Genomic DNA, 25,858 nt, shown 5'->3' with positions numbered 1-25,858 from the left:
GTTGGATGACTGCACGTCAGAACCTGCGCTCCCTGGTTGAGCACACGCATCGCGTTGTATTGCTGGTGGGGCGCGATATTGCGCACGGTCTGCTGATCGTGAGCCACAACACCCTGGCCCTGGTGGGTTTGGCTGTGTTGGGCTTGGCCCTTTTGGTGGTGAGCCAAGCCTCACTGCGCCAGGAGGTGGAGCGCGAAGTGCTGGGCTGGTTGAACCAGCGCCATGAAGCCCGTGCCGAAGTGACTGGGGACTTCCTGGGCGTGCTGGCGGAACCCGAGGCCGTGTCCCGCGCCACGGCAGCCGACCCCAAGGCACTCACGCGCCAGCAGTCCTTGCTGACGCAATACATCTCGCGCAAATACCGCGTGGCGCCAGAGCCTGTGGCCCGCTTGGTCAAAGAGGCCTGGGATGTGGGGCAGCGCGCACGCCTGGAGCCTTCGCTGATTCTGGCCATCATGGCCATCGAGTCGGGCTTCAACCCCTTTGCACAAAGTCCTGTGGGTGCACAGGGGCTCATGCAGGTGATGACGCGTGTGCATGACGATAAATACCAGGCCTTTGGCGGACAGCTGGCTGCTTTTGACCCTGTGACGAATTTGCGCGTGGGCGTGCAGGTGCTCAAGGAGTGCATTCAGCGCGCGGGCAGCCTGGAAGAGGGGCTGCGCTACTACGTGGGAGCCGCCAATTTGCCCGACGACGCGGGCTATACCGCCAAGGTGCTGGCCGAGCAGGAGCTGTTCCGCGCAGCAGCGGCTGGTTTGAATCCCCCGCTGACCTCGCCCACCCCCGCTGCGGCGCCTGCAGCCACGCCGCCGGCCAATGCAGCGTCGCCGGCCAACCCCGGCACGCCTGCCTCCATGCCCACAGCCGCCCTGCCCTCGACCACACAAGCGGCAGGCACCGAGCAAATCGCCTCGATTCGCTGAAACCGTCCGTCTCCCGCACGCCCTGCCACGGTTGGGCCTCAGGCAGCCGCTACACTGGCTTGGTTGCGCAACTGGCGATCAGGGCTGACGTTCTCAGCTCAAGGTGGGCCACCACCGGGAAGCGCAACCGGGCCCGCCTACCGCAGGTTCGAACCTTGCCGTTCGCCTGGGCCGCCGACATCTGCTCGACTTTTGTTGGGACGGCAGCGGCCCGGCGTCACTTGAGTGCTGACACATCATGTTTGACCGCAACACCTCTATCCTTGCCAACGTCGACCCCGAACTGTGGACTGCCATCCAGTCAGAAAACCAGCGGCAGGAAGATCACATCGAGCTGATCGCCTCTGAAAACTACACCTCGCCCGCTGTGATGCAGGCCCAAGGCAGCCAGCTCACCAACAAATACGCCGAAGGCTACCCCGGCAAGCGCTATTACGGCGGCTGTGAAAACGTCGACGTGGTAGAGCAGCTGGCCATCGACCGCCTCAAGCAGCTCTACGGCGCCCAGTTCGCCAACGTGCAGCCCAACAGCGGCTCGCAAGCCAACCAGGGTGTGTTCTTCGCCCTGCTGCAGCCCGGCGACACCATCATGGGCATGAGCCTGGCCGAAGGCGGCCACCTCACCCACGGCATGGCGCTGAACATGTCGGGCAAGTGGTTCAAGGTCGTCTCCTACGGCCTGAACGAGAAGGAAGAAATCGATTACGACGCGATGGAGCGCATCGCTCGTGAGCACAAGCCCAAGCTCATCATCGCGGGTGCTTCGGCCTACTCGCTGCACATTGATTTCGAGCGTTTTGCCAAGGTGGCCAAGGAAATCGGTGCCTACTTCATGGTGGACATGGCCCACTACGCGGGCCTGATTGCCGCGGGCGTCTACCCCAACCCGGTGCCCCACGCCGATGTGGTGACTTCCACCACGCACAAGAGCCTGCGCGGCCCGCGTGGCGGCATCATCTTGACGAACAACGAAGACATCGCCAAGAAGGTCAACTCCGCCATCTTCCCGGGCATCCAGGGCGGCCCGCTGATGCACGTCATCGCGGGCAAGGCCGTGGCCTTCAAAGAAGCGCTGAGCCCCGAGTTCAAGGCTTACCAAACCCAGGTGGTGAAGAACGCCAAGGTGCTGGCTGAGACGCTCATCGAGCGCGGCCTGCGCATCGTCTCGGGCGGCTCGCAAAGCCATGTGATGTTGGTTGATCTGCGCCCCAAGGGCCTGACCGGTAAGGAAGCCGAGGCGATTCTGGGTGCAGCCCACATGACCTGCAACAAGAACGGCATTCCCAACGACCCGCAAAAGCCCATGGTCACCAGCGGCATCCGTCTGGGCACACCGGCCATGACGACGCGTGGTTTCAAGGAAGAGGAAGTGCGGGCCACCGCGCACCTGATTGCCGACGTGCTGGACAAGCCTCATGACGAGGCCAACTTGGCCACCGTGCGCGAGAAGGTGGCGGCGCTGACCCGCCGCTTCCCGGTCTACCGCTGATCAGGCCCAGCCCCAGCCCTTATGCGCTGCCCGTTTTGCGCCCACCACGAAACCCAGGTTGTCGAAACTCGCGAGTCCGACGAGGGGGACGTGGTGCGGCGGCGGCGGCGCTGCCAGGGCTGCGACAAGCGCTTCACCACGTACGAGCGCTCTGACATCGCACTGCCTGCGGTGGTGAAAAAAGACGGCACGCGTGCCGAGATGGACCTGAGCAAGCTGCGCGCGTCCATGACGCTGGCGCTGCGCAAGCGGCCCGTGTCCATCGAGCAAGTCGATGGCGCCATGGAGCGCATCCAGGAAAAGCTGCTCAACAGCGGCGAGCGCGAAGTGGCCACCACCAAGCTCGGCGAGCTGGTGATGCGCGAGCTCAAGCGCATCGACAAAGTGGCCTATGTGCGCTTTGCCTCGGTCTACCGCAGCTTTGAAGACGTGGATGAGTTCCGAAAACTCATCCGCGACATCTGACCCAGACGACTAGCGGGCTAAATGCCCACAAAGTAGCGCTTGAGGCCGGCGAGCACCATCTCGCAGGCAATGGCCGTCAGCACCAGGCCCATGAGCTTTTCAAGCGCAGAGACCACCGAGTCCCCGAGCAGCTTGCGGATGCGGTCAGCCATGACCAGCACCACACCTGAGATCACCATGGCTGCCAGCAGCGCGCCAATCCAGTCCCAGATGCGTTCGGGCTGGCGCGAGGACAGCAGCAGCACCGTGGCCATGGCCGATGGGCCCGCCAGCAGGGGCACGGCCAAGGGGAAGATGAGCGGTTCTTTGCCGGGCTCAGCACCATAGGCGCTATCGCTGCTCGTGGAGAAGATCATGCGGATGGCGATGATGAGCAGAATCACCCCACCTGCGACTTCGAGCGAGCGCTCTGACAGGTGCATGGTCTCCAGGAATACGTCGCCCAGGAACATAAAGGCCAGCAGCACAAAGAAAGCAATGCTGACTTCGCGCAGGGCCACACGGGCGCGGCGCTCCTTGGGCACACCGCGCATGATGGGAATGAAGATGGGAAGACTGCCCAGCGGGTCTAAGACCAAGAGCAGCAGGATGAGTGCGGAAACAAAGGTGTGATCCATACCGGGCATTTTGCCGGTATAGGCTCATGCGCGGGGGTGATGCTGCTCATGCAGTTGGCGTAAACGTTCACGTGCCACATGGGTGTAGATCTGCGTGGTCGACAAATCAGCGTGCCCCAGCAGCAGCTGCACCACGCGCAAATCGGCGCCGTGGTTGAGCAAATGCGTGGCAAAGGCGTGACGCAGCGTGTGCGGCGACAGCGGTGCGCTCACGCCGGCAAGCTGCGCGTACTTCTTGACCAGCTTCCAAAACATCTGGCGTGACATGGCCGCTCCGGCGCGCGTCAGGAACAGCGCTTCGGGCGAGCGCCCACCTGCCAGTTCGCTGCGCGCTTGTTGGATGTAGCGCCCCAGCCACTCGCGCGCGGCTTCGCCAAAAGGCACCAGGCGTTGTTTATCGCCCTTGCCGGTGATGTTGAGCACGCCCTCGTTCCAGCCCAGCTGCACGCTGCGCAGCTCGACGAGCTCGCTCACCCGCAACCCACTGGCGTACATGAGCTCCAGCATGGCGCGGTCGCGCAGGCCCAGCGCGGTGAGCACATCGGGGGCATTGAGCAAGGCTTCGACTTGCGCTTCGGTCAGTGTCTTGGGGTGGCGCAGGGCTTGGCGGCCGGCCACCATGCGCAGCGTGGGGTCGGCCTGCACGCGGCGCTCGCGCAGCGCCCAGCGGAAGTAGCGCTTGAAGACCGACAGCCGCCGGTTGGCGCTGGTGGCTTTGCTGCTGGCATGGCGGTGGCTGGCGTAGGCCATGAGCTGCGTTTCGCTGCAGGCATCCAGCACGCTGGGCGCTTGCTGGCAGGCCAGCCAGTGGGCCAGCAGCGTGAGGTCACGGCCATAGGCTTGCTGGGTGTTGCGGCTGAGGCCCTCCTCCACCCACAGGGACTGCACGAAGAGCGCAATGCCCTCGCGGCTGCGCTGCAAGGTGTTTTGGCAGGGCTGGGGCGGCTGCGGTGGAGCTGTTGGTGCGGTCATGGATTAGCGATTGTCAGCACTGCGCGCTGCGGGCCCGCCGTGCTGTGCCAAGGCCCAGCTGATGTGCTCGGCCAGCAGGGCCTCGGCGCTGGGCAGGCGCTGCTCTAGGGCGCAGACGATGCGCGCTTGCTCTGCCGCACTCAAAGCCGCAGCCCCCTTAGCGGCCAGGGCATTGCCCATGGCCACGGCCAGATTGCGTTGCCAGCGGGCATGGCCAATACGCCGGATGGCGGAGCCCTCAGTGCGGCGCAAAAACTCGGCCTCGTCCCAGGTCCAAAGGGACAGCAAGTGGGCCTGACCCAGCGGCGCTCGCTCGTCAAAATCAGGCAGGCGGCTGACTTTTGCAAACTTGTTCCAGGGGCAGGCCAGCTGGCAGTCGTCGCAGCCATAGATGCGGTTGCCCAGGGCCGGGCGCAGCGCTTCGGGGATGGGCCCGTCGTGCTCGATGGTCAGGTAGGAGATGCAGCGCCGGGCGTCGAGTCGGTACGGCGCCACGATGGCTTGCGTGGGGCAGACGTCCACACAGGCGCGGCACTGCCCGCAGTGGGCCGGTGCTGCGGGTGTGGGTGGAAGCGGGAGATCAAGGTAAATCTCGCCCAGAAAGAACATGGAGCCACCCTCGCGTGAGAGGGTCAGCGTGTGTTTACCCCGCCAGCCCTGGCCGCTGCGGCTGGCCAGTTCGACTTCCAGCACCGGCGCTGAATCTGTGAATACGCGAAACCCCAGCGGCCCCACGGTCTGGGCCAGACGCTCGGCCAGCTGTTGCAGGCGCTGGCGCAGCACCTTGTGATAGTCCCGCCCCCGGGCGTAGAGCGAGATCTGCGCCCGCGCTGGGTCGTCCAGCGCGGCCCACTCGCGCGCTTGCCAGTCAGCGGGGGTGTTGCTGGGCAGGTAGTCCATGCGTGCGGTCAGCACGCTGACGGTGCCTGGCACCAGCTCGGCGGGCCGCGCGCGCTTCATGCCATGCGCAGCCATGTAGTGCATCTGACCGTGGAAACCCGCTTCCAGCCAGGCCTGCAAGCCGGGTTCTGCGCTGCTGAGGTCAATATCCGCCACGCCAATCTGAGAAAATCCCAGCTCGTGTGCCCAGCGCTGCACCTCGCGCAGCAAGGCGCTCGCGTCCAAAGGGGCAGGTGCGGACGGCGTGGCGGTGCTGGCGGACGAAGCAGGTTGTTTGTTGGAAAGATTCACATTGACGATTTTAGAAACCCAACACCATCTCTGGCCCGATGAAGAGGCTTGCGCGCACTTTGCGCAGGCTCTGGCACAGTGCCCGCAGCTGCAGAACCTCAGCATAGAGCTGCATGGCGAGCTGGGTGCCGGTAAAACAACTTTTGTGCGCCACCTCTTGCGCGCCCTGGGCGTGCAAGGCCGCATCAAAAGCCCCAGCTACGCGGTGGTGGAGCCCTACCAGCCGCCGCTGCTGCAGGGCTTGAGCGCCCACCACTTTGACTTCTACCGCTTCAGCGACCCGCGCGAGTGGGAAGACGCCGGCTTTCGCGACATCTTCGCCGCCCCGGGCCTGAAGCTGTGCGAGTGGCCGCAAAAAGCTGCCGGTGTGCTGCCCACGCCAGACCTGAAGCTCGTGCTCACGCTGGACCTCAACGATGCCCGCCTCGTGCGCCTGCAAGCCCACAGCGCCCAGGGCCAGCAGGTGCTGGCGCAGCTGGAGGCTTTGCTCAGCCGCTACGCCACACCCCCCTCAGACCCACAGGAGCCCCCGTTATGAGCGGCAACGCACCGCGCCCGCCCGCCACGCCCGATGTGGACACTGACCCGACCCGCGCACGCCGCCGCGCGCTGCTGCGCATGGGCGCACTCGTGCTCACGCTGCCGGTGCTGCGCCCGGGCTGGGCGGGCGTGAGCATCGTCGCTGTGCGGGTCTGGCCCGCGGCGGACTACACGCGGGTGACGCTGGAGTCCGATCAGCCTCTGCAGGCGCGCCATCAAATGGTGCCCGCGCCGCAGCGCTTGGTCATCGACATCGACAACCTAGAGCTGAGCCCGGGCTTGCGCGAGCTGCTGGCCAAGATCAAGCCCGACGACCCCTATATTGCCGGCGTGCGCGTGGGCCAGTACCAACCGCGCGTGGTGCGCATCGTGCTGGACCTCAAGCAGGAAGTGGCGCCGCAAATCTTCACCATTGCCCCGGTGGCCAGCTACAAAAACCGGCTGGTGTTTGACCTCTACCCTGCCCAGGCGCGGGACCCCTTGCTGGAACTGCTGCGCGAGAAAGAAGCGGCCGAACAAGCCGCCGCGCAGTCGGTGCAGGACGCGCTGGGCGAGCTCATCGGCAAGATCGAGCGCCCCACCAGCGTGATCGCTCCTGCTGCTGCCTCTGGCGCCGCGGTGGTGGCCAGCACCGCGGCCAGCGCGGCACCTCTGCCGCCAGCGCAAACACCCGCGCCGCCGCCGCCTAAGCCCGCACCGCACACCAGTGCAAATGCGCTCAACCGGCTCATCGTCATTGCCATCGACCCCGGTCATGGCGGAGAAGACCCCGGTGCCATCGGGCCCACGGGCTTGAGGGAAAAAGACGTGGTGCTGGAGATCGGCCTCAAGCTGCGGGAGCGGCTCAACGCCAACCCCAATATCCGTGTGCTCATGACCCGCGATGGCGACTACTTCGTGCCCCTGCACGAGCGCGTGCGCAAGGCACAGCGCGTGCAGGCGGACTTGCTGGTGTCCATCCACGCCGATGCCTTCACCAACCCGCAGGCGCGGGGTGGTTCGGTTTATGCGCTGTCCACCTCTGGGGCCAGTTCAGCGGCGGCGCGTTGGATGGCGCAAAAGGAAAACGACGCCGATGCCATTGGTGGCGTGAACCTGGCCAAGGTCGGGGACGCACAAGTGATGCGTGCCATGCTGGAGATGAGCACCGCGGCGCAAATCAAAGACAGCCTCAAGCTCGGAAGCGAAGTGTTGCAGCAAATCGGCCGTGTCGGGCGATTGCACAAACGCCAGGTGGAGCAAGCGGGCTTTGCCGTGCTCAAAGCGCCGGACATCCCTTCCATCCTGGTGGAGACGGCCTTCATCTCCAACCCCGACGAAGAAGCCAAGCTGCGCGACGACGACTTCCAAGACCGCCTGGTGCAGGCCGTGGCCACGGGCATTGCCCGCTACTTCGCCAAAAACCCGCCGCTGGCTCAGCGCAGCCGCACGCTTTGAGCGCGTGCCGGGCTGCGCCTTGGCCGGGCCTCAGCCCGCTGCGTTGAGGTCTGCGCTTTGGCGCGAGGCGCGCCAGCCGCCATACAAGGCCACCAAGCCGGGCAAGATGATCATGGCCCAGATGATCTTGCTCAGGTGGGTTTGCACCCAGGGGATGTTGCCAAACAGATAGCCCGCACCCGTCACGCCCACCACCCACAGCAGCGCACCGCCCACGTTGTAAGCCGTGAAGCGCGAGCGCGACATGGCCGCCACACCCGCCACAAAGGGCGCGAAGGTGCGGATGAAGGGCATGAAGCGCGCAATCACGATGGTGATGCCGCCATGGCGCTCGTAAAAGGTGTGGGCTGAGTCAAACGCGGCTTTGTTGAAAAAGCGCGAGTTCTCCCAGCGAAACACCTTGGGTCCAAAGTAGCGACCAATGCTGTAGTTGCTCTGGTCGCCCAAGATGGCCGCCACCACGAGCACGACCAAAGCCAGGGGCAGGTTCATGACCTGTGCGCCGCACAGCGCGCCCACCACGAACAGCAGCGAGTCGCCGGGCAGAAAAGGCATCACCACCAAACCTGTTTCCACGAAGACGATGGCGAACAAAAGCGCATACACCCACAAGCCATAGAGGGCCACGAACTCGGCAATGTGCCGGTCCACGTGCAGGATGAAGTCGATCAAGAAGCTAAGGATTTCCATGGCGCACGATTATGCGGGCAGCCCATCCACGCGCTCTTGCCGCTGGCACAGCCTCAGCACCAGCGGCAGCAAGACCAGCCCGACCGCAATCACCAAGCTTGAAGCCATGTAGAGCGCCAGAGTGCCGTGCTGGCTGAACACCCAGGCACCCGCAAACGGCCCCAGCAGCAGGCAGCTGTTTTGCGTGGCCTGCACGGCTGCGCTGGCCCGCCCCAGCTGCGGCGCGTGATGCTGCACCATGAAGCGGTTTTGAGCGATGAGATAGGTCGCCATACCCATGGAGCTCAAGACCGCCCAAAACAGCAAGCCCCAGCGCATGTGGGGGCTGTCCCAAGTGAACATGGCGCCATAGCCCAGCGTGCAAACGCCGACCCAAGCCGCGGGCAAGGCCAGCGACATCCAGCCCTGGGCCACTTTGCGCCGCCGCACCATCCAGGCGCTGGCCAGCACATTGCCCAGCCCCGAGACACCGGCCACGATGCCCAGCCAATGCGAGCCCAGCCCCGCCTTGTGCAGCACTGCGGGACTGAGGTTGTTGTAAACCGCCGCTGCCATCCACTCCGTGCCCACCATCCACAGCAGGGCCAGCAAGCTGCCCGAGGCCAGCACCGGCTTGGCGCTGCCACTTTGCTGCGCCGTGGCTATGGCGGGCGCTGTGGGGTGTGGCTGTGATTGGGCAGGCGCGGGCTCAGCCTCCTGCTGCGGCACGCTGCGCAGGGCCAGCAGCGCCATGCCGCTGGCAAGCGCGGCCAAGAGCAAGGCCCAGCGCTCGCCCCACAGGGCCGCACAGGCCGCACCGAGCAAGGGCGCCAAAACCTTGGCTGTGCTCATCACCAGCGTGAGCTGGGCCTGAAAGCGGTCGCGCAGCGCCACAGGCACGGTGCGCACCCCCATCACTTGAATGGCGGGCTGGTAGACCGAAAACAGCAGCGAGCGCAGGGCCAGCAGCACCAGGAACACATCAAACTGCGTGCAGACCAGCAAGCCCAGCGTCATGGCCCCGCGCAGCCACAGCGAAGTGCGCAGCAGTGCGCGGGCGTGCCCGGCGTCGCACCAACGCCCCACCCAGCGCGACGCCACGATGCCTGGCAGCAGCATGCACACGGAAATCATCACCAGCCCTTGCGCACCGGCTTGGAACTGCCACACGGCCAGCCCCAGAATGGCCAAAAAATCAATCCAGCCCCCCAGCGCCGCCCAAGCTTCCACATGCAGGAGTTGACGCAGTGGCGTGGGTGGCAAATGGGCGCGCAGGCGCTGGGCAACAGGGCTCATGGTTTGGCAGTGGTGGCGGTGTGCGGGCACGGTAGCACGGCACTGCGTCACGCCCGCGACACATGCGACAAAGCACGCTGGGCGGGGAATCAATGGCCGAGCCCCCGCGCTGGCAGCCCCGTCACTACAATCGAGGGCGTATGTCCTCCCCCTCGCCCTCCTCCTTCCCTGACGTTTCGGGGCAGACGCGCCGCAGCATTCAAGAGCTGCCTGATGAGCTGATCAGCCAAATTGCCGCAGGCGAGGTGGTGGAGCGCCCAGCCTCGGCCGTGCGCGAGCTGGTGGACAACGCGCTGGACGCCGGTGCCACGCAAATTCAACTCAAGCTCACCGCAGGCGGCGTGCGTGCCCTGGTGGTGGAGGACGACGGCTGCGGCATTCCCAAGGAAGAGCTGCCGCTGGCTCTCAAGCGCCACGCCACCAGCAAGATTCGCAACCTCGACGAGCTGGAGTCCGTGGCCACCATGGGCTTTCGAGGTGAGGCGCTGGCCGCGCTGAGTGCTGTGGCCGAATTGAGCCTGGCCTCGCGCCTGGGCGACGCACCCCACGCCTGGCGGCTCGATGCGCGCAGCGGCGAACTCGTGCCCGCAGCACGCGCTCGCGGCACCAGCGTGGAAGTGCGCGAACTCTTTTTCAACACCCCCGCGCGCCGCAAATTTCTGAAGACTGAGGCCACCGAGCTGGCGCACTGCCTTGAGGCCTTGCGCCGCCATGCCCTGGCTCGGCCCGATGTGGGCTTTGCCGTGTGGCACGAGGGCAAGCTGCTGGAGCAATGGCGCGCGGCCAGCAGCAGCCAGCGCATGGCCGAGGTGCTGGGTGAGGACTTCATTGCCCACAGCCGCGCGCTGGAACACAGCGCTGGCCCGCTGCGCATCCACGGCCGCGTGGGCCTGCCCGAAGCCGCACGCAGCCGCGCGGACATGCAGTACGTCTACGTCAATGGCCGCTATGTGCGCGACAAGCTCATCGCCCACGCCATACGCAGCGCTTTTGACGACCAGCTCCACGGCAGCCGCCAGCCCAGCTATGTGCTGTTCATCGACATCGCGCCGGAGCTGGTGGATGTCAACGTTCACCCCACCAAGATTGAGGTGCGCTTTCGCGATGGGCGCGAGGTGCACCAGCAAGTGCGCCGCGGCGTGCAGCAGGCGCTGGCCGCCTCGCGCGTGCAGCCCGACGAGGCCCGGGACACGAGTGCCGAGGACGCACTGCAAGCCCCCGCCCGCGTGGCACCGCACAAGCTGGAGCGCCACGGCCTGCCGGCCTGGGAGCACCCCGTCGCCCAGCGCGCACCCGAACCCACCTGGCACGCCGCCGAAGCGGCCGCCCCCAGCAGCTGGCGGCCGCCCACGCCCAACAGCGCCCAGGTCGGTCTGGCGCTGGAACAGGCTCGCGTGCTCTACACCCCGGCTGAAGCCACCCAGCCCCGCACAGCGCCCGTGGCGAGCGAGGACCCCGGCCAGTGGCCGCTGGGCCGCGCCCTGGCCCAGGTGCAAGGCGTTTACATCCTGGCGGAGAACCGCCACGGGCTGATCATCGTGGACATGCACGCGGCCCATGAGCGCGTGGTCTACGAGCGGCTCAAAACCGCGCTGGCGCAGCGCGCTGCTGCGGGTGGTCCGGGTTTGATTGAGGCCCAGCCCCTGCTCATTCCCGTGACCTTTGCGGCCACGCCCACCGAAATCGCCACGGCTGAAGCCCACACCGACACCCTGCGCCGGCTGGGGCTGGACATTGCGCCGCTGTCGGCCAAGGTCTTGGCCGTACGCGAGCGCCCGGCGCTGCTCAGCGGCGGCGACGTCACCGCGCTGGCACGCAGCGTGCTGGCCGAGCTGGCCCAATACGACGCCAGCCACGCGGTGGAGCGCGCTCAGCATGAAATCCTGGCCACCATGGCCTGCCACGGCGCGGTGCGCGCCAACCGCCAACTCACCCTGGACGAAATGAACGCGCTGCTGCGCGACATGGAACGCACGGAACGCGCCGACCAGTGCAACCATGGCCGCCCCACCTGGCGTCAGCTCACCATGCGTGAGCTGGACCAACTCTTTTTGCGCGGCCGCTAAAGCCTCTCGCGCCGCCCTCGCCCCTTGCCGGATTCATTGCTGTATGGCCACCATCACCCTCAAAAACAAAGCGCCTGCCGCACGCAAGAGCAGCTCCGACCGAGCGCCGCTGCGTGGCAAAGGCGTGGCTCGCCCCCGCCAGACGCTGGAGCAAGCCCAAGCCGAGCGGGCTGAACGCGCCCAGCGCCTGCAGCGCGAAGCGCAAGGGCCAGCGCCGCGCTACCGTGACGATGCGCCACCTCGCGGCGGCGGCCGCCCGGGAGATCGACGCTCAGACCGTCCCATGGATCGCCCCCTGGATCGTCCCTTTGACCGATCAGCAGACCACTCCCATGGGCGCGACACAGGCCGCGCCCAGCCGCAACGCTTTGACCCACGCGGCGAAGCGCCCCGGCGCAGGGACGACAACGCCGCCCCCTGGCGGGAGCAGCGCGGACCGCAGGATCGGCAAGAGCGCTATGAGCCGCGCGGCGCACGCCCTCAAGGACCTGGCAATGGGTCGGGGCCGGGGCCGCGCCACCCCGCCAACCCCACACGCGAGCCCGCTGGCTGGAGCGAGCGCGCGCCCCAGCAGCGCCCCGCCGCGGCGCCCAGCGCCCAGGGCGAGCGCCTCTCCAAGCGCATGAGCGAGTTGGGCTTGGCCTCACGGCGTGAGGCGGATGAATGGATTGCCGCGGGCTGGGTGCGTGTGAACGGGCGCATGGCCGAGCTGGGCCAGCGCGTGCTGCCCGATGTGCGCATTGACATCGACCCCGCTGCGCGCCAACAGCAGGCGCAGCGCGTCACCATCTTGCTGCACAAGCCCATTGGCTATGTCTCCGGCCAGGCTGAAGACGGCTACGAGCCTGCTTCAGTGCTGGTGCAAGCCGCCAACCACTGGGGCGAAGACGCCTCGGGTCTGCAATGGGCGCCTGGCCATGGGCGCGGTCTGGCGCCTGCGGGGCGCCTTGATATCGACTCCACGGGCCTGCTCGTGCTCACGCAAGACGGGCGCGTGGCCAAGGCCTTGATCGGCGAAGACTCGCCGGTTGAAAAAGAGTATTTGGTGCGTGTGGCCCCGGCGCACAACGACGACGGCAGCCCGGCTCAACACCAAATGCCGCCGCAAACCCTGCGCCTGCTCAACCACGGGCTGGAACTGGACGGCGTGAAGCTGCGCCCCGCCAAAGTCTCCTGGGCCAATGAAGACCAGCTGCGCTTTGTGCTGCGCGAGGGGCGCAAGCGACAGATCCGCCGCATGTGCGAGCTGGTGGGGCTGAAGGTGCTGGCGCTCAAGCGCGTGCGCATCGGCCGCATTCCCTTGGGGGCCTTGCCGCCAGGCCAGTGGCGCTACCTGGCGCCGTGGGAGCGTTTCGATTGAGCACGGCAGACCTCGCCGCGCTGCAACCTCTGTGTCTGGTGGGCCCCACGGGCTGCGGCAAAACCGCCGCGGCCCTGGCGCTGGCGCAGCACTGCCGCGTGGAGATCATCAGCGTCGACTCCGCCCTGGTCTACCGCGGCATGGACATCGGCACGGCCAAGCCCAGTGCCGTTGAGCTGGCCGCCGTGCCGCACCACCTCATCGACATCATCGAGCCCACCGAGGCCTACAGCGCCGCACAGCTGCTGCGCGATGTGGCCGCGCTGGTGCCCGCCATTCAGGCGCGCGGTGCGCGCCCGCTGCTCGTGGGCGGCACCATGCTCTACATCAAGGCGCTCCGAGAAGGGCTCTCGCCCCTGCCGCAGGCCGACCCCGAGTTGCGCCAGGAGTTGGACGCCCGCGCCGCGCGTGAGGGCTGGCCAGCCATGCACGCTTGGCTGGCCACGCTGGACCCCGCCACGGCTGCGCGCTTGGCGCCCCTGGATGCGCAGCGCGTTCAGCGCGCGCTGGAGGTTTGCCTGCTGGCGCAGCGCCCCATGTCTGAACTGCTGGCCGAGCAGCCGGCGCTGGAAGGCCCCGGTGCGCACTGGCCGCTGTGGTCTCTGGAGCCGCCCGACACCCCTGCGGGCCGCGCTTGGCTGCATGCTCGCTTGGCCCAGCGTTTTGATCAGATGCTGGAAGCCGGTTTGCTGGACGAAGTGCGCACCCTGCGCGCGCGTGGCGACTTGCGGCCCGAGCTGCCGGCCATGCGCTGCGTAGGCTACCGCCAGGCTTGGGAGGCGCTGGAGACCGAGCCGTTGCATCTGGCGCAGCTGCGCGAGCGCGGCATTGCCGCAACGCGCCAGCTGGCCAAGCGTCAAATCACCTGGCTGCGCAGCATGCCGCAGCGTCAAGTGCTCAATGCCCAAGACCCGCAGAGTTGGCGCGCGCTGCTGGCGCAGGTGTAAAGCGCGACTAGCGCCCGCGGCTGCCTGCGCGCGTGCTGCTGATGGCGCGCACGCAGTTGCGCCCGGCAGCTCGCGCCAGCACCAGGGACTGCTGCACCCGCGCCCACAGCTGCTGGGCCGCCACTTGGTCTTCCACATCGGTGCTGGGGCCGCTGCGCCCTGCATCGGACTGGGCCAGCGCCGGATAGCCGCGCTCTGACCAAATCGCCACACCCACGCTGGCACTGAGCTGCAGCGGGCTGGCTTCGAGCTGTGCCACCGCGTCGCGCAAACGGTCGGCCGCGTCAATGGCGCCCAGCGCGTCGGTCTGCGGCAAATAACAGGCGTATTGGTCAGCCGCCAGCACGCAGCATTGGTCTGCCCCGCGCAACTGGCGCTGCAACAAACCCGGGATCAAGGCCGCCGTGCGCGCCCAGGTCTCGGGGTGCTCATGGCGCGAGGCATGCATGTCCAACTCCAGCAGCAGCAAGGCGCCACCACCGCCATAGCGCGAGGCGCGCGCGGCTTCCCGCGCCAGCAAGGCCAGCAGCTGCGCTGGGCTGAGGTCCAGCACCGCAGGCTCTTGGGCCAGCGGCACCGCTGAAGACGAGCCCAAAGCCTGGTCCTGCATCCCGCCACGCTTGGGCAGGCATGCGGCAAGGCCATGTCGCAAAGCCCGCCAAAGTTTGGCGACCCAACCGATGTGAGTGCTCTGCGCCACCCCAAGTTCAGGCGCCAGAGCATCTGGCCCCGGCGTCGAACCCAAGGCGCCAGCCTTGCCCTGCGCTGCCAAGGCGTCACCCGCCGAAGGCTCAGAGGCTGTGGTCATGGAATGGACCGAGGAGGGTCTGGCGGAGGCAGACATGGTGCAAGGAATTGAGGCTGGTGCTGCGAAATGCAGACAGATTGCAGCACAGAAGACCGCCGGTGGCTCCCCCTTATCCGGGTTGCGGTGTGACACATGCCCTGGGTGCGCGACGCCAGTCACACTGTGCGCCCTCGTGCAGGGGCATCAAGCGCTGGTGAGCGCCGTCAAGGGGGCGACGCCCCCACCTAGAATGGGCAGCTTATGTGCAGTTTTGCACTGCCGCCACACGTTCATCCGCCCTGCCCATGACCACCCCACAACGCCCTGTGCGCCACCAATTCGAAGACTTCATGCGCCACGTCTACGAGCAGGGCGTGAACAAAACCGACCGCACGGGCACAGGCACGCGCTCGGTGTTTGGGCACCAAATGCGTTTTGACTTGAGCGAGGGCTTTCCTCTGGTCACCACCAAAAAGGTGCACCTCAAGTCCATCGTCCTGGAGCTGCTGTGGTTTTTGCGCGGCGACAGCAACGTGAAGTGGCTGCAAGAGCGCGGCTGCACCATCTGGGACGAATGGGCCCGCAGCGACGGCAGCCTGGGCCCGGTCTACGGCGTGCAATGGCGCTCCTGGCCTAAGGCCGATGGCACGCACATCGACCAGATCGCGCAAGTGGTGCAGCAGCTGCGCGAGCAGCCCGATTCGCGGCGCATCATCGTCTCGGCCTGGAATGTGGCCGAGCTCGACCAGATGGCCCTCATGCCCTGCCACGCTTTCTTCCAGTTCTATGTGGCCCAGGGCCGCTTGTCCTGCCAGCTCTACCAGCGCAGCGCCGACATCTTTTTGGGCGTGCCCTTCAACATCGCCAGCTACGCGCTGCTGACCCTGATGTTGGCTCAGCAATGCGATCTGGAGCCGGGCGAATTCATCTGGACCGGCGGCGACTGCCACATCTACAGCAACCACCTTGAGCAGGTGCAAACCCAGCTCTCGCGCCAGCCCTACCCCTACCCCACCATGACACTGGCACGCCGTCCGGCCTCCATCTTCGACTACGAGCTGGAAGACTTTGTGCTGCAGGACTACCAACATCACCCGCTCATCAAAGCGCCGGTGGCGGTGTGAGGGGGCAGCCGTGAGCATCCTGACCCTGATTGCTGCGCTGGACCGCGCCCGCGGCATTGGCCGCGACAACGAGCTGCTGGTGCGCCTGCCCGAAGACATGGCGCGCTTCAAAGCCCTGACCCTGGGGCACACCGTCATCATGGGGCGGCGCACCTGGGACTCGCTGCCCGAGCGTTTTCGCCCCTTGCCGCAGCGGCGCAATGTGGTGCTGTCACGTCAAACAGGCCTGAGCCTGCCTGGTGCAGAGGTGTTTACCTCGCTGGACGAAGCGCTGGCCGCCTGCGAGGACGATGCACAGGTCTTTGTGATCGGCGGCGCACAGATCTATGCTCAGGCGATGGAGCTGGCGCAAGTGCTGGAACTGACCGAGATTGACGCTGAGTTCCCGGCTGATGCGCACTTCCCGGCCGTAGACCCTCAGCAGTGGCGCGAGGTCAGCCGTCAACGCCAGCACAGCCCCGCAGACCGGGGGCACGGCTGGGGCTACGATTTTGTACGCTACCACCGCAAAGTCTGAAATCGCGCAGCCCCCTTCTGTCTTTGCCTCAAGCCTTGTCCGGTCCTGCCGCAAAACCCTTCCAAATCTGCGATGACGATCTCTAACCCTCCCCGCATGATTGGCTGCCCGCGTTGCGGAACCAGCACTGCTTGGCCTGCCCAACAGTGTGCCCAATGTGGCGCACCCGTGCTTGCGCTGCGCCAGGCGCCCAATGTCGGCGCGCAAGCGGCTGAGCCCAATGCCTGGGCCGACACCATGGCTGTGCTACCGCTGGCGGGCTCCAACGCAGCGCTGCTCATGCAGCAGGCTGCCAAGGCCAGAGCCGCTGCGGCTCAGACACTGGAATTTGACGTGCAGGCCTGGCGTGCGTTGGTTGGCTCGCAAAATACGGAGTCCTACCTGCAAGCCATGCGCAGCTTCCACGAGAGGCAAAGCGCTTGGCGTTGGCATTGGCCAGCGAGTTTGGCCACCTTGCCCTGGCTGCTCTACCGCAAGCTGTGGTGGCAGGCTTTGGCCTATGCGCTGATGCTTGTGGTGGTATTGGGAGGCTTGGCATGGTGGTGGAGCCACCATCAGGGTCAGACGGCGGTGCTGGGTGTGGGCTTGGCGCTGGGTTTGGCCACCGTGGTGCTGCCTGGTCTGCTGGCCTACCGCTGCTACTACTGGCATGGTCGCGCTTGCATACGGGCCGAGGAACAGCGCCAGCTGCGCCGCCATGGCGCCATCAATGCGCTGGCACGGCGCGGCGGTACGAACATTGGTGTAGCGGTGGGAGTCTGCCTCTCGCTGTGCGTGTTGGTGGGGGTCGCGGCGGAATGGCACAGCGCACAGCTGCGCCACAAGGACCGCGACGACTTGACCGCAGCGCGTGCCTTGGCGCCGGCACTACTGAGCAAGGCCTTGCTGGATGCCAAGGCGCTGGCCGCACCCGGGGCCCTGGATCAACTGCCGCTGCCGACAGGTTGGCCCAAAGAGGTACGCGTGCGGCGCCTAGATCCTTACAGCGGCGAGTTGACGCTGGAGCTGCCCGGCCGCGGGCACCTGTATGTGCAGCCCGTGCCGGGTGGCCCCAACACCGCGCTGCTGTGCCACTCACCGGATATTGAAGAGTCGCTGCTGCCCGCGGCCTGCCGCTGAAGCAAGCTCACGCCAGCAAGGGCGCCAGCGCAGGCATGAGGGTGGCGAGTTGAGCTTCGTCCAGCCAGGGCGTGGGTTCATCCAGCCACTGCGGCATGGCCAGCGCGCCGTCGTGCAGCCGCTCGTCCAGCGAATCTGCCACCAAGATGCGCAGCACCGGCAAGCCGCGCTGTGCACCAGCAGCGGCCTCGGCGCGCTGCTCCAGCTGCGCGGCAGACCAAGGCTGATCGGCGTGCACCAGCGCGAGGGCTGCCCCCATGGCACCCACACCCACGGCACGCACGGCCTGAGCATGGCGCTGCAAGGCTGCGTCGCTGAGCAAGAGCGGGCGCTTGGGCTGGGCGCGCCAGAGCTGCAGCAGCTCTTCCAGCTGGGCGGCGCTGGCGCCAGGGGCCAGGCGCAGCGGCGCACAAGCACGCAGCGCAGCCGCGGCAGCCAGGCTGTCGAGCAGCGTTTCAGAGCGGGCGCAGACCAGCAGCCGCGCGGCCATGGGCACGGGGCTGTTGAAGCACTCGCCGTGCAGCTCGGCCAGGGCTTGAGCCTTGGCGGCCAGCACTTGGCGTGAGGACGGTGGCAGCAGCGAGAGCGCATCGAGCAACTGGCGCTGTTGGGCGCTGTCCAGCCAGCCGCTTTGCTGCCAGCGTGCGGCCAGCAGGCGCAGCTGTGCCAGGGCCGCTGCTGGCATTTCCACATGCTTGGCCGGGAGCTTGAGCCAGCGCTGCTGGGTGATTTGCGCGGGCAGCTGCGCCACCAACTCGCGCCGGGGGCGGGTCAGCAGCACGGTCTCCAGCGCCTCGCGCTGAGCTCGCTTGCCAGCGTTGGCCTCCAGCGCCTGCAAGCGTGCCCAGGGGCCGCGCTTGGCGTGGTCCAGCCACTGCACCCAATCGGCCAGCTCGGGCTTGCCCAGCGGGTCCTGCGCGGCCAGCAGCATGAGGTGGGGCACCTCCAGCTGGCGCAGGGCCTCGCGCTGTGCGGGTGCGAACAACTCGGGACTGTCCACAATCAGCAGCATCGGTGCCTCAGCCGTGCCAGCAGCGGGCAGTTCGCTCAGCAGCTGGTGGGTGGGCGCTTGGTCGCCCCACCAGCGCTGCATGTCGCGCTGCCATGCGGCATGAGCAGCAGCGGGAGCCACGATCCAAATGCCCTCCAGACCGAAGAGCCGCGTCCACAGCGTGGCGGCCGCCAGGGCTGCGGGGCGTTGGCCCAGGCCCAAATCGTCGGCCAGCAAGGCGCGCCCTGCGGCCACGGCAAACTGCGCGGCTTCCCACTGGTAGACGGGCACGGCGTCTTGCAAGCCATGCAAAGGGGCTTGCCACTGCGGGTCTTGCTCCAAGGCTTGTTCAAGCTTGGCGGCACGCGCAGCGGTGTCGCGCGACCAGGCCAGCTGCGCCCACACCGCGGGCTCGACGCGCACCAGCACGCCCAGCGCATGGGCTGTTTGCAGCAGCTCCTGCAGCCAGGGGAAGGCCCATTCGGCGTCGCAGCGCTGCGCTTCATCCAAGGCCGCTTGGGCTTGGGCTTGCAGCGCTTCGGGCAGGTCGCGCCCAGCCACCCATTGCAACTGGCGCACTGGGCCGGGGCGCAGCCACAGCTCGGCCGCGGCGCCGGGCCAGCCCTCGTCCAGGGTGGTTTGCTCGTCGGGGCTGAGCAAGGCCAGCAAAGCAGCACCATGCTCGCACTGGCCTTGGGCTTGGAAGTCAGCGCAGTCGCAGCGCCAGGCGTGCTGTCCCATCAGCTGTACCGTCACCACGCCAGCCGCCGCAGCACCCAGGGCGCGCAAGCGGTGGCTGGTGAACACGCGCTCGGGCAGGCTCAAGCTCTGGTCTTCTTCCGAGAGCAAGCGTTCAAAGCGCGGGGCCTCTGGCAGCGGCAAGGCTTCGCGGGGGGCTGCTGCTTCGGCCTGGTCATTGCTTGGTGCGGCAAGGGGGCTGGGCTCGGGGGCACCATCGGTTTGAGCTTGGGCTTTCGCCAAGGCTTCGGCTTGAGCGGCCTGGGCCGCAGCCACCATGGCCGCGGCCTCACCCGCCAGAGCCGCTAACACGGCCTGCGTGGCTTCGCTGCGGGCACGGCGCTTTTGGCGTGCGCTGGGGGCTGCGGGCGCAGGCGCTGCATCTTGGGGCGCAGCGCTATCAGGGTTTGGTTCGGCAGCTGTGGCCGGGTCCGCTGACTTGCGGCGGCGGCGTGCGGGCGCTTTGGCTGCTTCAGCAGGCTGGGCCTCAGCATGGGGTTCAGGCGCGGTTTCAACAGCTTGCGCGGCTTCAACGCTTTGGGTCGGGCGTTTGCGCCGGGGCTTGGGCGGCACGGCGGGTGCAGCGTCGGCTGCCACTTCCTGCACGGGCGCGGCTTGGGCAGGCTTGGGCTTGCTACTGCTGCGGCGGCGTTTGGTGGGCGCGGGCGCTGCGGCGGCTTCGTCGCCCTCAGCCAGTGCTGAGGCGGAATTTTTGGAGGTTTGACTCATGGGTAAATGCGGTCGGGGTCGCAGCACGCACGTACCGGCATGGGGCTCCTGCACAAGGCAAAGCGCCGGTGGGCGGCTGGGTGGAAATGGGTGTCAGCGGCTTGGGCCGCTTGCTGGGGAATTCTGGGTTGGTGCTGTGTCAACAAGCTGCGCCTTGCACCAGCCGCGCACGCTGTTGAAAACAGCCATCGCGCTGGCGCGCTGCAAGTCCTGGGGGCGTAAGACCTGTTCGAGGATGCGCCCTTGTTCCAGCAGCTCTTGCCGCATCACACCGGCCAGCAGGCCAGCGCTCAGTGGCGGGGTGAGCCATTGTCCGTCAATACAGAGGGCAAGATTGGTCAAACAGCCCTCGGTCAACTCGCCTTGCGCGTTGACCAGCAGCACATCCAGCGCTTGCGCGGGCTTGTGCTGCAAGCGCTGCTCGTAATGCTCGCGCCGCGTGGTCTTGTGGCGCACAAATTCAGCGGCCGCGCCCTGGGTGTCCAGGCGCTGATCGCACAGGGCCACGGGCACGGTCTCGGGCCACTCCTGCAGTGCTGTGGCCTGGCTGGACCAGAGGCCCTGGGCGTTGAGCGTCAAGCGCACGCGCCAGGCCCCTTGCGGGTGCGCTGCGACCAGCGACTGCAGCTGGCTGCGCCAGGCAGTGTCTGACCAGGGCAGACCGAACTGACGCGCGCAGCGCTGCATGCGTGCGCGGTGGCGGGCCTCGCGTTGAAACACGCCGTCTTGCAGGCGCAGGGTTTCCAGCGCCGCCACCGGGGCTTGGGCGCGCCACAAAAAGCGCGCTTTGGCGCGCCATTCCGCCAGCTCCGCGCTGGGTTCGGAGTCAAGCGTGATGCCGCTGCCAATGCCGCACAGCGCCGCTTGTTCGGGCTGTGCTTGCACGGTGCGTATAGGCACGTTGAAGGTGAGCGCGCCGCCGGGCTGCATCAGACCTAGAGCGCCACAGTACCAGCCCCGCGCTTGGGTTTCGAGTTCGGTGATGACTTGCATGGCGCGGCGCTTGGGTGCGCCCGTCACCGAGCCGCAGGGAAAGAGCGCGGCCATCACCTCGTCCAAGCCCAGACCTGGGCGCGACAAGGCCGTGACGGTGGAGGTCATCTGCCACACAGTGCTCAGGGCGTGCAGCTCAAACAGGCGCGGCACCCGCACCGTGCCTGTGCGCGCCACGCGCGACAAGTCGTTGCGCAGCAAGTCCACGATCATGAGGTTCTCGGCCCGCTCTTTCGCGCTGGTGTGCAGGTATTGCTGCGCGGCCTCGTCGGCGGCGGCATCAGCGCCACGCGGCGCCGTGCCCTTCATGGGCTGCGCGGCCAGCAACCAGGGAGTGTCGCCCGCCGTGGTTTGTGCGGGCAGCGGTCGCCAGTCGAAAAAGAGCTCGGGCGAGACGCTGGCCACATCGCCCGAGCGCATGCCCCGCAGGTAGAGCGCAAACCCGCCGGGCTGGGCCGCACGCAGCGCCCAAAACAGGGCATCCAGCGCCTCAACCGGTTGCTGGGCCTGCAGCCGCGTGGTGAGGTTGATTTGGTAGCAGTCGCCCGCGCGGATGTAGTCGCGAATGCGCTCTATCGCGCTGGCGGACTGGGCCTCAGGCTCCGTGGGCAGCCAGTCGCCGCAGCCCGGCGCAGGCGTGGGGCCAGGCTCGGGCCAGGGCGCCGGGGCCTCAGTCCAGATGTGAAATTCCGCCAGCGGCACGGTGGCCGGCGCGGGATGGGTGCTCAGGCTTGGGTCCAGCGCCGCGGCGGCCTCGTAGCGCAGCCCTCCCAGCACCCAGGCCCCGGCCAGCGCCGCGGCATGGGCTTGCTGCAGCACGGTGCGCAGACTCTGCGCATCCCAGGCGCACAGCTGCTGGGCCGCAGGCTGCCAGAAGGTGCCGCGCAGACGCTGACCATCTTCCCGCGACAGCGGGTGCAGCGGGAAATCAAACGCCGCCCACAGCGTGGGCGAAACAGGCAATGCGCCCACGACCACGCGCCCCGTTCAGTCCAGCTTCAGGAAATGCTCGCGGTAGTGCAGCAATTCGTCGATGGACTCATGGATATCGGCCAGCGCGGTGTGCTTTTGCGCTTTCTTGAAACCCTCCATGGCCGCGGGCTTCCAGCGCCGCGCCAGCTCCTTGAGGGTCGAGACATCGAGGTTGCGGTAGTGAAAGAAGGCCTCCAGCTCGGGCATGTAGTTGACCAGGAAGCGGCGGTCCTGACCGATGGAGTTGCCGCACATGGGCGACTTGCCCGCGGGCACATAGCGCTTGAGAAAGGCGATGACTTCGGCCTGCGCATGGGCTTCGTCGATGGTCGAGGCTTTGACACGGTCGATCAGGCCGCTCTTGCCATGCGTGCCCTTGTTCCAGGCGTCCATGGCGTCGAGCTGTGCGTCGCTTTGGTGCACGGCAAACACAGGGCCTTCCACACGCACGGTGAGCTGCGGGTCGGTCACCACCACGGCGATCTCGATGATGCGATCGCGGTCCGGGTACAAGCCAGTCATTTCCAGATCGATCCAGATCAGATTGCTTTCGTGGCAGGCCAGCTGGGGCGCTGCGCTGGAGGTGTCCGTGCTCATGCGGTGGGTCCTTGGAGGGGGATGTCGGCAGCGGGTGCAAACCCGCCTTCGAGTGTTGGATCGCGATTGTCGCCCACCTACACTTGCACCCCATGCAAACACCCCACATCGCGGCGCCCCAAGGCGCCCTGCCCCACGCTCAGTGGCTGTTGGATGCCACCCCCAGCGGCTTTGAGCCTTTGACGCTGAGCCTGTGCTTCGCGGCCGCTGTGCTGCTGTCTTTCGTGCTGAAGCTCTGGCTGGCGGGCCGCCAGGTGCGCCATGTGGTGCAGCACCGTGCGGCCGTGCCAGAGGCTTTTGCGCACAAAGTGCCGCTGGCCGCACACCAAAAGGCCGCCGATTACACCGTGGCCAAGCACCGCGTGGGCCTGTGGCACCTGATGTGGGACACCGGCTTGCTGTTGGGCTGGACGCTGCTGGGCGGCCTGCACCTGCTCAACCAAGCGGTGCTGGAGCTGGTGCCGCACTGGGGGCCCATGGCCTACCAGTTGACGCTGCTGGGCGGTTTTGCCCTGCTGTCCGGGCTGCTGGATTTGCCCTGGTCGCTCTACCAGACTTTTGTGGTGGAGGAGCGCTTTGGCTTCAACCGCAGCACGCTCAAGCTCTTCGTCATGGACAGTCTCAAAGGCCTCTTGGTGGGCGCCTTGCTGGGCCTACCCCTGGCTGCGCTGGTGCTGTGGTTGATGGCCAGCGCTGGTGGGCTGTGGTGGCTGTGGGCCTGGGGCGTGTGGATGGGTTTTAACGTGCTCATGCTGGTGCTCTACCCCACGCTCATTGCCCCCTTGTTCAACCGCTTTGAGCCGCTGTCAGACACCGCGCTGCAAGCGCGTGTGCAGGCCCTCATGCAACGCTGCGGTTTTGCCGCGCGGGGCCTGTTTGTGATGGACGGCAGCCGCCGCTCGGCCCATGGCAACGCCTACTTCACGGGCATGGGCAGCGCCAAGCGGGTGGTGTTTTTCGACACCTTGCTGCAGCGCCTCAACGCCGAGGAGGTGGAGGCCGTGCTGGCGCATGAGCTGGGGCATTTCAAGCGCCGCCATGTGACGCAGCGCCTGGTGCTGGGCTGCCTCATGAGCTTGGCGGGCTTTGCCCTGCTGGGCTGGCTGAGCCAGCAAATGTCCTTCTACCTGGGCCTGGGCGTGCGCCCTGCGCTCGGTGCCCCCAACGACGCACTGGCCTTGCTGCTGTTTGTGCTGGCCCTGCCGCCCTTTACCTTTTTGCTGACCCCGCTGATGGCGCATTGGTCGCGCAAGCATGAGTTCGAGGCTGACGCCTTTGCCTGCGCCCACGCCAGTGGCGCAGACCTGAGCCAGGCGCTTTTGAAGCTGCACGAAGACAACGCCGGCACGCTCACGCCCGACCCCTTGTTTGCGCGCTTTTACTACTCCCACCCACCCGCTAGCGAGCGGCTGGGTGCCATTGCCCTGCTCAGCGCACGGCCAGCCCGTTGAAAGAGGCGCACAGCATGAGCAGTGAAGTACATATCGGTTTGGTGGTTCGTGGTCATGGCCGCCACTACGTGGTCGAACGCGAAGACGGCACGCGCCTGAATTGCCTGACACGCGGCAAGAAAAGCGAAGCCGTGGTGGGCGACCGGGTGCGCTGGGCGCGCAGCAGTGAGCATGAAGGGGTGATCGAAGGTCTGCAGCCCCGGCGCAACCTGCTCTACCGCCAGGATGAATGGAAGACCAAGAGCTTTGCCGCCAACCTGGACCAGCTGCTGATTCTGGTGGCGGCCGACCCGGTGTTCAGCGAGTCGCAGCTCACACGCGCCCTCATTGCCGCGGACAGCGCCGGCATTGACGCGCGCATCGTGCTGAACAAAACCGACCTGCCCGGTGCCGCCGCAGCGCGCCAGCGCCTTGAGCCCTATCGCGACATGGGGCATGAGGTGTTGGAGCTCAGCTTGAAAGCGCAGCCCCAGGCCTCGCGCGATGTGCTGCAGCCCTATTTGCAAGACCGCGCCACGCTGGTGCTGGGGCCCAGCGGAACGGGCAAGAGCACGCTCATCAACCTCTTGATCCCGGACGCGCAGGCCCAGGTGGGTGAAATCTCGGTGGCCCTGAACTCAGGCCGCCACACCACCACGACCACGCAGTGGTACTGGCTCGACGCCGCGCGGCGCAGCGCCTTGATCGACTCACCAGGGTTTCAGGAATTTGGCATTCGGCAAATCGGGGCTGCCGAGCTGGCCAGCCGCATGGCGGACTTTCGCCCGCTGCTGGGGCAATGCCGCTTTGCCAACTGCAGCCACCGCCATGAGCCGGGCTGCCGCGTACTGGACGCCGTGCAAAGCGGCGTCATCAGCGCCTCGCGCTACCGCATCTACGACGAGCTCTGGCAAGAGCTCAACAGCACCCCGCACTGGTGAGTGCGGGTGGGCGCTCAGCCCTCCAGCCGGTGCCCGCCGGGTGGGGGCGTGTGACGGGGTGAAGGCTGCTGGGTGCCGACTTCACGGAAGTCGGCGTCTTGCACATCGGCCGCGGGCGCGGGGCGGCTCCAGCCCTTGGCCCCAAAGGCGCGGGCTTGTTGCCAGGCGCGAATATTCAGGTTCGGACGACGGCGGCGCAGCAGGCTCCACACCAGCACGCCGCAGAGCACGGCAAAGCCCACGCCCAGCAGCACCAGCACGCCCAATAAAGACACCACGATCAGCAGCAGGCGCTTGAGCAGCAAACCCACCGCACTCAACACAGAAGCAAACAAAACAGTCCCCTCAAAGACCCATGCCAGCCGCATTTGGGGGCGCTGACAGACATTTCAAGCGTACGCAGCTTCTTTGCTCAAAACAACACTGAGGTGGCAGCACGTCTCAGAGCTGCGCAAACAGGCTGGGCTTGCTGGAATCTGCGGCCGGTGCGGCGCTGGCTTGCGCGCGCAGGCGCTCGCCTTCCAGCGTGGCTTGGCTCTTGCCCACCAGGTAGACCGTGGGCAGATGTTTGGCGGCGGCCTCGCGCGCCTGTGTGGCCTGGCTCTTGCCCACCACATAGACCACAGGCAGATGCTGGGGCTGTGCGCCATCGTGCGCCGCAAGGGTTTGTGAGGAAGGCAGACTCAGCGCAACCGCCGCTGCCAACCCGACCAAGGCTGCGGCCAAGCCCAGGCTTTTGCCAAGACCCTGGTCACGGGTGGTGCTTGTGGTGCGGATGGTGGTCGAAGTGTTCACGTTCATCTCCTTGCTGCCGAAACTCGGCATGGAGACAACTGTGCCGGGTCATCCCGGTGCCAGCCAGCGCCGTGCGATCAAACGTCAGCCCGCGCGCTTGAGCTGCAAGCAGGGCCGATCAACGCCGTGTGAGCGTTGTCGGCCCCGAGG

24 protein-coding genes and 1 riboswitch are annotated in these 25,858 nt (G+C 66.8%); of the genes, 13 read left to right on the top strand and 11 right to left on the bottom strand.

Annotated elements, in window-relative coordinates; all coding sequences use genetic code 11:
• Positions 1-5 precede the first annotated feature (5 nt).
• The 3 genes from ACG0Z6_RS16295 to nrdR all read left to right on the top strand — a co-directional run bounded on the left by ACG0Z6_RS16295 (position 6) and on the right by nrdR (position 2,880).
• Positions 6-926, top strand: coding sequence for a lytic transglycosylase domain-containing protein (locus ACG0Z6_RS16295; RefSeq protein WP_394463341.1), 921 nt, complete (start codon positions 6-8; stop codon positions 924-926).
• Positions 927-983: 57 nt separating this feature from the next.
• Positions 984-1,105: riboswitch (ZMP/ZTP riboswitch) on the top strand.
• 59 nt (positions 1,106-1,164) lie between these two features.
• On the top strand, positions 1,165-2,415 hold the full coding sequence (gene glyA / locus ACG0Z6_RS16290; protein ID WP_394463339.1) for a serine hydroxymethyltransferase: 1,251 nt from the start codon (positions 1,165-1,167) through the stop codon (positions 2,413-2,415).
• 21 nt (positions 2,416-2,436) lie between these two features.
• A complete protein-coding gene (gene nrdR, locus ACG0Z6_RS16285; RefSeq protein ID WP_394463337.1) occupies positions 2,437-2,880 on the top strand; it encodes a transcriptional regulator NrdR in 444 nt (147 codons plus the stop codon).
• A 17-nt stretch (positions 2,881-2,897) separates the two neighbouring features.
• On the opposite strand, the gene ACG0Z6_RS16280 is transcribed toward nrdR, so the two are convergent.
• The 3 genes from ACG0Z6_RS16280 to queG are packed head-to-tail and all read right to left on the bottom strand — an operon-like array spanning position 2,898 to position 5,567.
• On the bottom strand, positions 2,898-3,497 hold the full coding sequence (locus ACG0Z6_RS16280) for a MarC family protein (protein ID WP_394463335.1): 600 nt from the start codon (positions 3,495-3,497) through the stop codon (positions 2,898-2,900).
• Between the two features lie 24 nt (positions 3,498-3,521).
• Positions 3,522-4,469 (bottom strand): site-specific tyrosine recombinase XerD, encoded by a 948-nt coding sequence (xerD, locus tag ACG0Z6_RS16275; RefSeq protein WP_394463333.1) that lies wholly within the window; start codon positions 4,467-4,469, stop codon positions 3,522-3,524.
• A 3-nt stretch (positions 4,470-4,472) separates the two neighbouring features.
• Positions 4,473-5,567 (bottom strand): tRNA epoxyqueuosine(34) reductase QueG, encoded by a 1,095-nt coding sequence (gene queG / locus ACG0Z6_RS16270; protein ID WP_394463398.1) that lies wholly within the window; start codon positions 5,565-5,567, stop codon positions 4,473-4,475.
• A gap of 94 nt (positions 5,568-5,661) precedes the next feature.
• Between queG and tsaE the strand changes: the two genes are divergently transcribed.
• Both tsaE and ACG0Z6_RS16260 read left to right on the top strand, forming a co-directional pair.
• Positions 5,662-6,198, top strand: a complete 537-nt coding sequence (tsaE, locus tag ACG0Z6_RS16265) for a tRNA (adenosine(37)-N6)-threonylcarbamoyltransferase complex ATPase subunit type 1 TsaE (protein ID WP_394463331.1) — start codon at positions 5,662-5,664, stop codon at positions 6,196-6,198.
• On the top strand, positions 6,195-7,637 hold the full coding sequence (locus ACG0Z6_RS16260) for an N-acetylmuramoyl-L-alanine amidase (RefSeq protein ID WP_394463329.1): 1,443 nt from the start codon (positions 6,195-6,197) through the stop codon (positions 7,635-7,637). Before tsaE ends, ACG0Z6_RS16260 begins: the two co-directional genes overlap by 4 nt.
• 30 nt (positions 7,638-7,667) lie before the next feature.
• On the opposite strand, the gene ACG0Z6_RS16255 is transcribed toward ACG0Z6_RS16260, so the two are convergent.
• Together ACG0Z6_RS16255 and ACG0Z6_RS16250 are read right to left on the bottom strand one after the other, a co-directional pair.
• Positions 7,668-8,327 carry a DedA family protein gene (locus ACG0Z6_RS16255; RefSeq protein ID WP_394463327.1) on the bottom strand — a complete coding sequence of 220 codons (660 nt, stop codon included), beginning with the start codon at positions 8,325-8,327 and terminating at the stop codon, positions 7,668-7,670.
• A gap of 9 nt (positions 8,328-8,336) precedes the next feature.
• On the bottom strand, positions 8,337-9,602 hold the full coding sequence (locus tag ACG0Z6_RS16250; protein ID WP_394463325.1) for an MFS transporter: 1,266 nt from the start codon (positions 9,600-9,602) through the stop codon (positions 8,337-8,339).
• Between the two features lie 140 nt (positions 9,603-9,742).
• On the opposite strand from ACG0Z6_RS16250, the gene mutL reads away from it, so the two are divergent.
• The 3 genes from mutL to miaA are packed head-to-tail and all read left to right on the top strand — an operon-like array spanning position 9,743 to position 13,975.
• The gene (gene mutL / locus ACG0Z6_RS16245; protein WP_394463324.1) at positions 9,743-11,668 is read left to right on the top strand and encodes a DNA mismatch repair endonuclease MutL; all 1,926 of its coding nucleotides are present in this window, start codon (positions 9,743-9,745) and stop codon (positions 11,666-11,668) included.
• 43 nt (positions 11,669-11,711) lie between these two features.
• A complete protein-coding gene (locus ACG0Z6_RS16240; protein ID WP_394463322.1) occupies positions 11,712-13,028 on the top strand; it encodes a pseudouridine synthase in 1,317 nt (438 codons plus the stop codon).
• Positions 13,025-13,975 (top strand): tRNA (adenosine(37)-N6)-dimethylallyltransferase MiaA, encoded by a 951-nt coding sequence (gene miaA, locus ACG0Z6_RS16235; protein ID WP_394463320.1) that lies wholly within the window; start codon positions 13,025-13,027, stop codon positions 13,973-13,975. Before ACG0Z6_RS16240 ends, miaA begins: the two co-directional genes overlap by 4 nt.
• 7 nt (positions 13,976-13,982) lie before the next feature.
• Here miaA and ACG0Z6_RS16230 read toward each other — a convergent pair whose 3' ends face one another.
• Positions 13,983-14,570 (bottom strand): nucleotidyl cyclase domain-containing protein, encoded by a 588-nt coding sequence (locus tag ACG0Z6_RS16230; protein ID WP_394463318.1) that lies wholly within the window; start codon positions 14,568-14,570, stop codon positions 13,983-13,985.
• A gap of 497 nt (positions 14,571-15,067) precedes the next feature.
• Between ACG0Z6_RS16230 and ACG0Z6_RS16225 the strand changes: the two genes are divergently transcribed.
• The 3 genes from ACG0Z6_RS16225 (at position 15,068) to ACG0Z6_RS16215 (ending at position 17,522) form a co-directional block, all read left to right on the top strand.
• Positions 15,068-15,886: a thymidylate synthase gene (locus tag ACG0Z6_RS16225; RefSeq protein ID WP_394463316.1), complete on the top strand. Its 819-nt coding sequence runs from the start codon at positions 15,068-15,070 to the stop codon at positions 15,884-15,886.
• A gap of 10 nt (positions 15,887-15,896) precedes the next feature.
• Positions 15,897-16,403, top strand: a complete 507-nt coding sequence (locus tag ACG0Z6_RS16220; protein ID WP_394463315.1) for a dihydrofolate reductase — start codon at positions 15,897-15,899, stop codon at positions 16,401-16,403.
• A 168-nt stretch (positions 16,404-16,571) separates the two neighbouring features.
• Entirely contained in the window at positions 16,572-17,522 is a 951-nt protein-coding gene (locus ACG0Z6_RS16215) for a DUF2628 domain-containing protein (protein WP_394463313.1), read from the top strand.
• A gap of 7 nt (positions 17,523-17,529) precedes the next feature.
• Here the strand turns inward: ACG0Z6_RS16215 and ACG0Z6_RS16210 are convergent, their stop codons facing one another.
• The 3 genes from ACG0Z6_RS16210 to orn form a co-directional block, all read right to left on the bottom strand.
• Positions 17,530-19,980 (bottom strand): hypothetical protein, encoded by a 2,451-nt coding sequence (locus tag ACG0Z6_RS16210; RefSeq protein WP_394463311.1) that lies wholly within the window; start codon positions 19,978-19,980, stop codon positions 17,530-17,532.
• Positions 19,981-20,073: 93 nt separating this feature from the next.
• Entirely contained in the window at positions 20,074-21,945 is a 1,872-nt protein-coding gene (locus tag ACG0Z6_RS16205; RefSeq protein WP_394463309.1) for a chorismate-binding protein, read from the bottom strand.
• 15 nt (positions 21,946-21,960) lie between these two features.
• Positions 21,961-22,542 (bottom strand): oligoribonuclease, encoded by a 582-nt coding sequence (gene orn, locus ACG0Z6_RS16200; RefSeq protein WP_394463306.1) that lies wholly within the window; start codon positions 22,540-22,542, stop codon positions 21,961-21,963.
• 92 nt (positions 22,543-22,634) lie between these two features.
• On the opposite strand from orn, the gene ACG0Z6_RS16195 reads away from it, so the two are divergent.
• Together ACG0Z6_RS16195 and rsgA are read left to right on the top strand one after the other, a co-directional pair.
• A complete protein-coding gene (locus ACG0Z6_RS16195) occupies positions 22,635-23,993 on the top strand; it encodes a M48 family metallopeptidase (protein WP_394463304.1) in 1,359 nt (452 codons plus the stop codon).
• A 14-nt stretch (positions 23,994-24,007) separates the two neighbouring features.
• Entirely contained in the window at positions 24,008-24,913 is a 906-nt protein-coding gene (rsgA, locus tag ACG0Z6_RS16190; RefSeq protein ID WP_394463302.1) for a ribosome small subunit-dependent GTPase A, read from the top strand.
• A gap of 14 nt (positions 24,914-24,927) precedes the next feature.
• Here the strand turns inward: rsgA and ACG0Z6_RS16185 are convergent, their stop codons facing one another.
• Positions 24,928-25,248, bottom strand: a complete 321-nt coding sequence (locus ACG0Z6_RS16185) for a hypothetical protein (protein ID WP_394463300.1) — start codon at positions 25,246-25,248, stop codon at positions 24,928-24,930.
• Positions 25,249-25,354: 106 nt separating this feature from the next.
• Positions 25,355-25,708: a hypothetical protein gene (locus tag ACG0Z6_RS16180; RefSeq protein ID WP_394463298.1), complete on the bottom strand. Its 354-nt coding sequence runs from the start codon at positions 25,706-25,708 to the stop codon at positions 25,355-25,357.
• Positions 25,709-25,858: the final 150 nt, after the last annotated feature.

It is taken from the genome of Roseateles rivi, from assembly GCF_043555845.1.
Classification (GTDB): Bacteria; Pseudomonadota; Gammaproteobacteria; order Burkholderiales; family Burkholderiaceae_C; genus Roseateles; species Roseateles rivi.
Note: the sequence above shows the minus strand (reverse complement) of the source record. Positions and strands in the feature narration are given on the sequence as shown.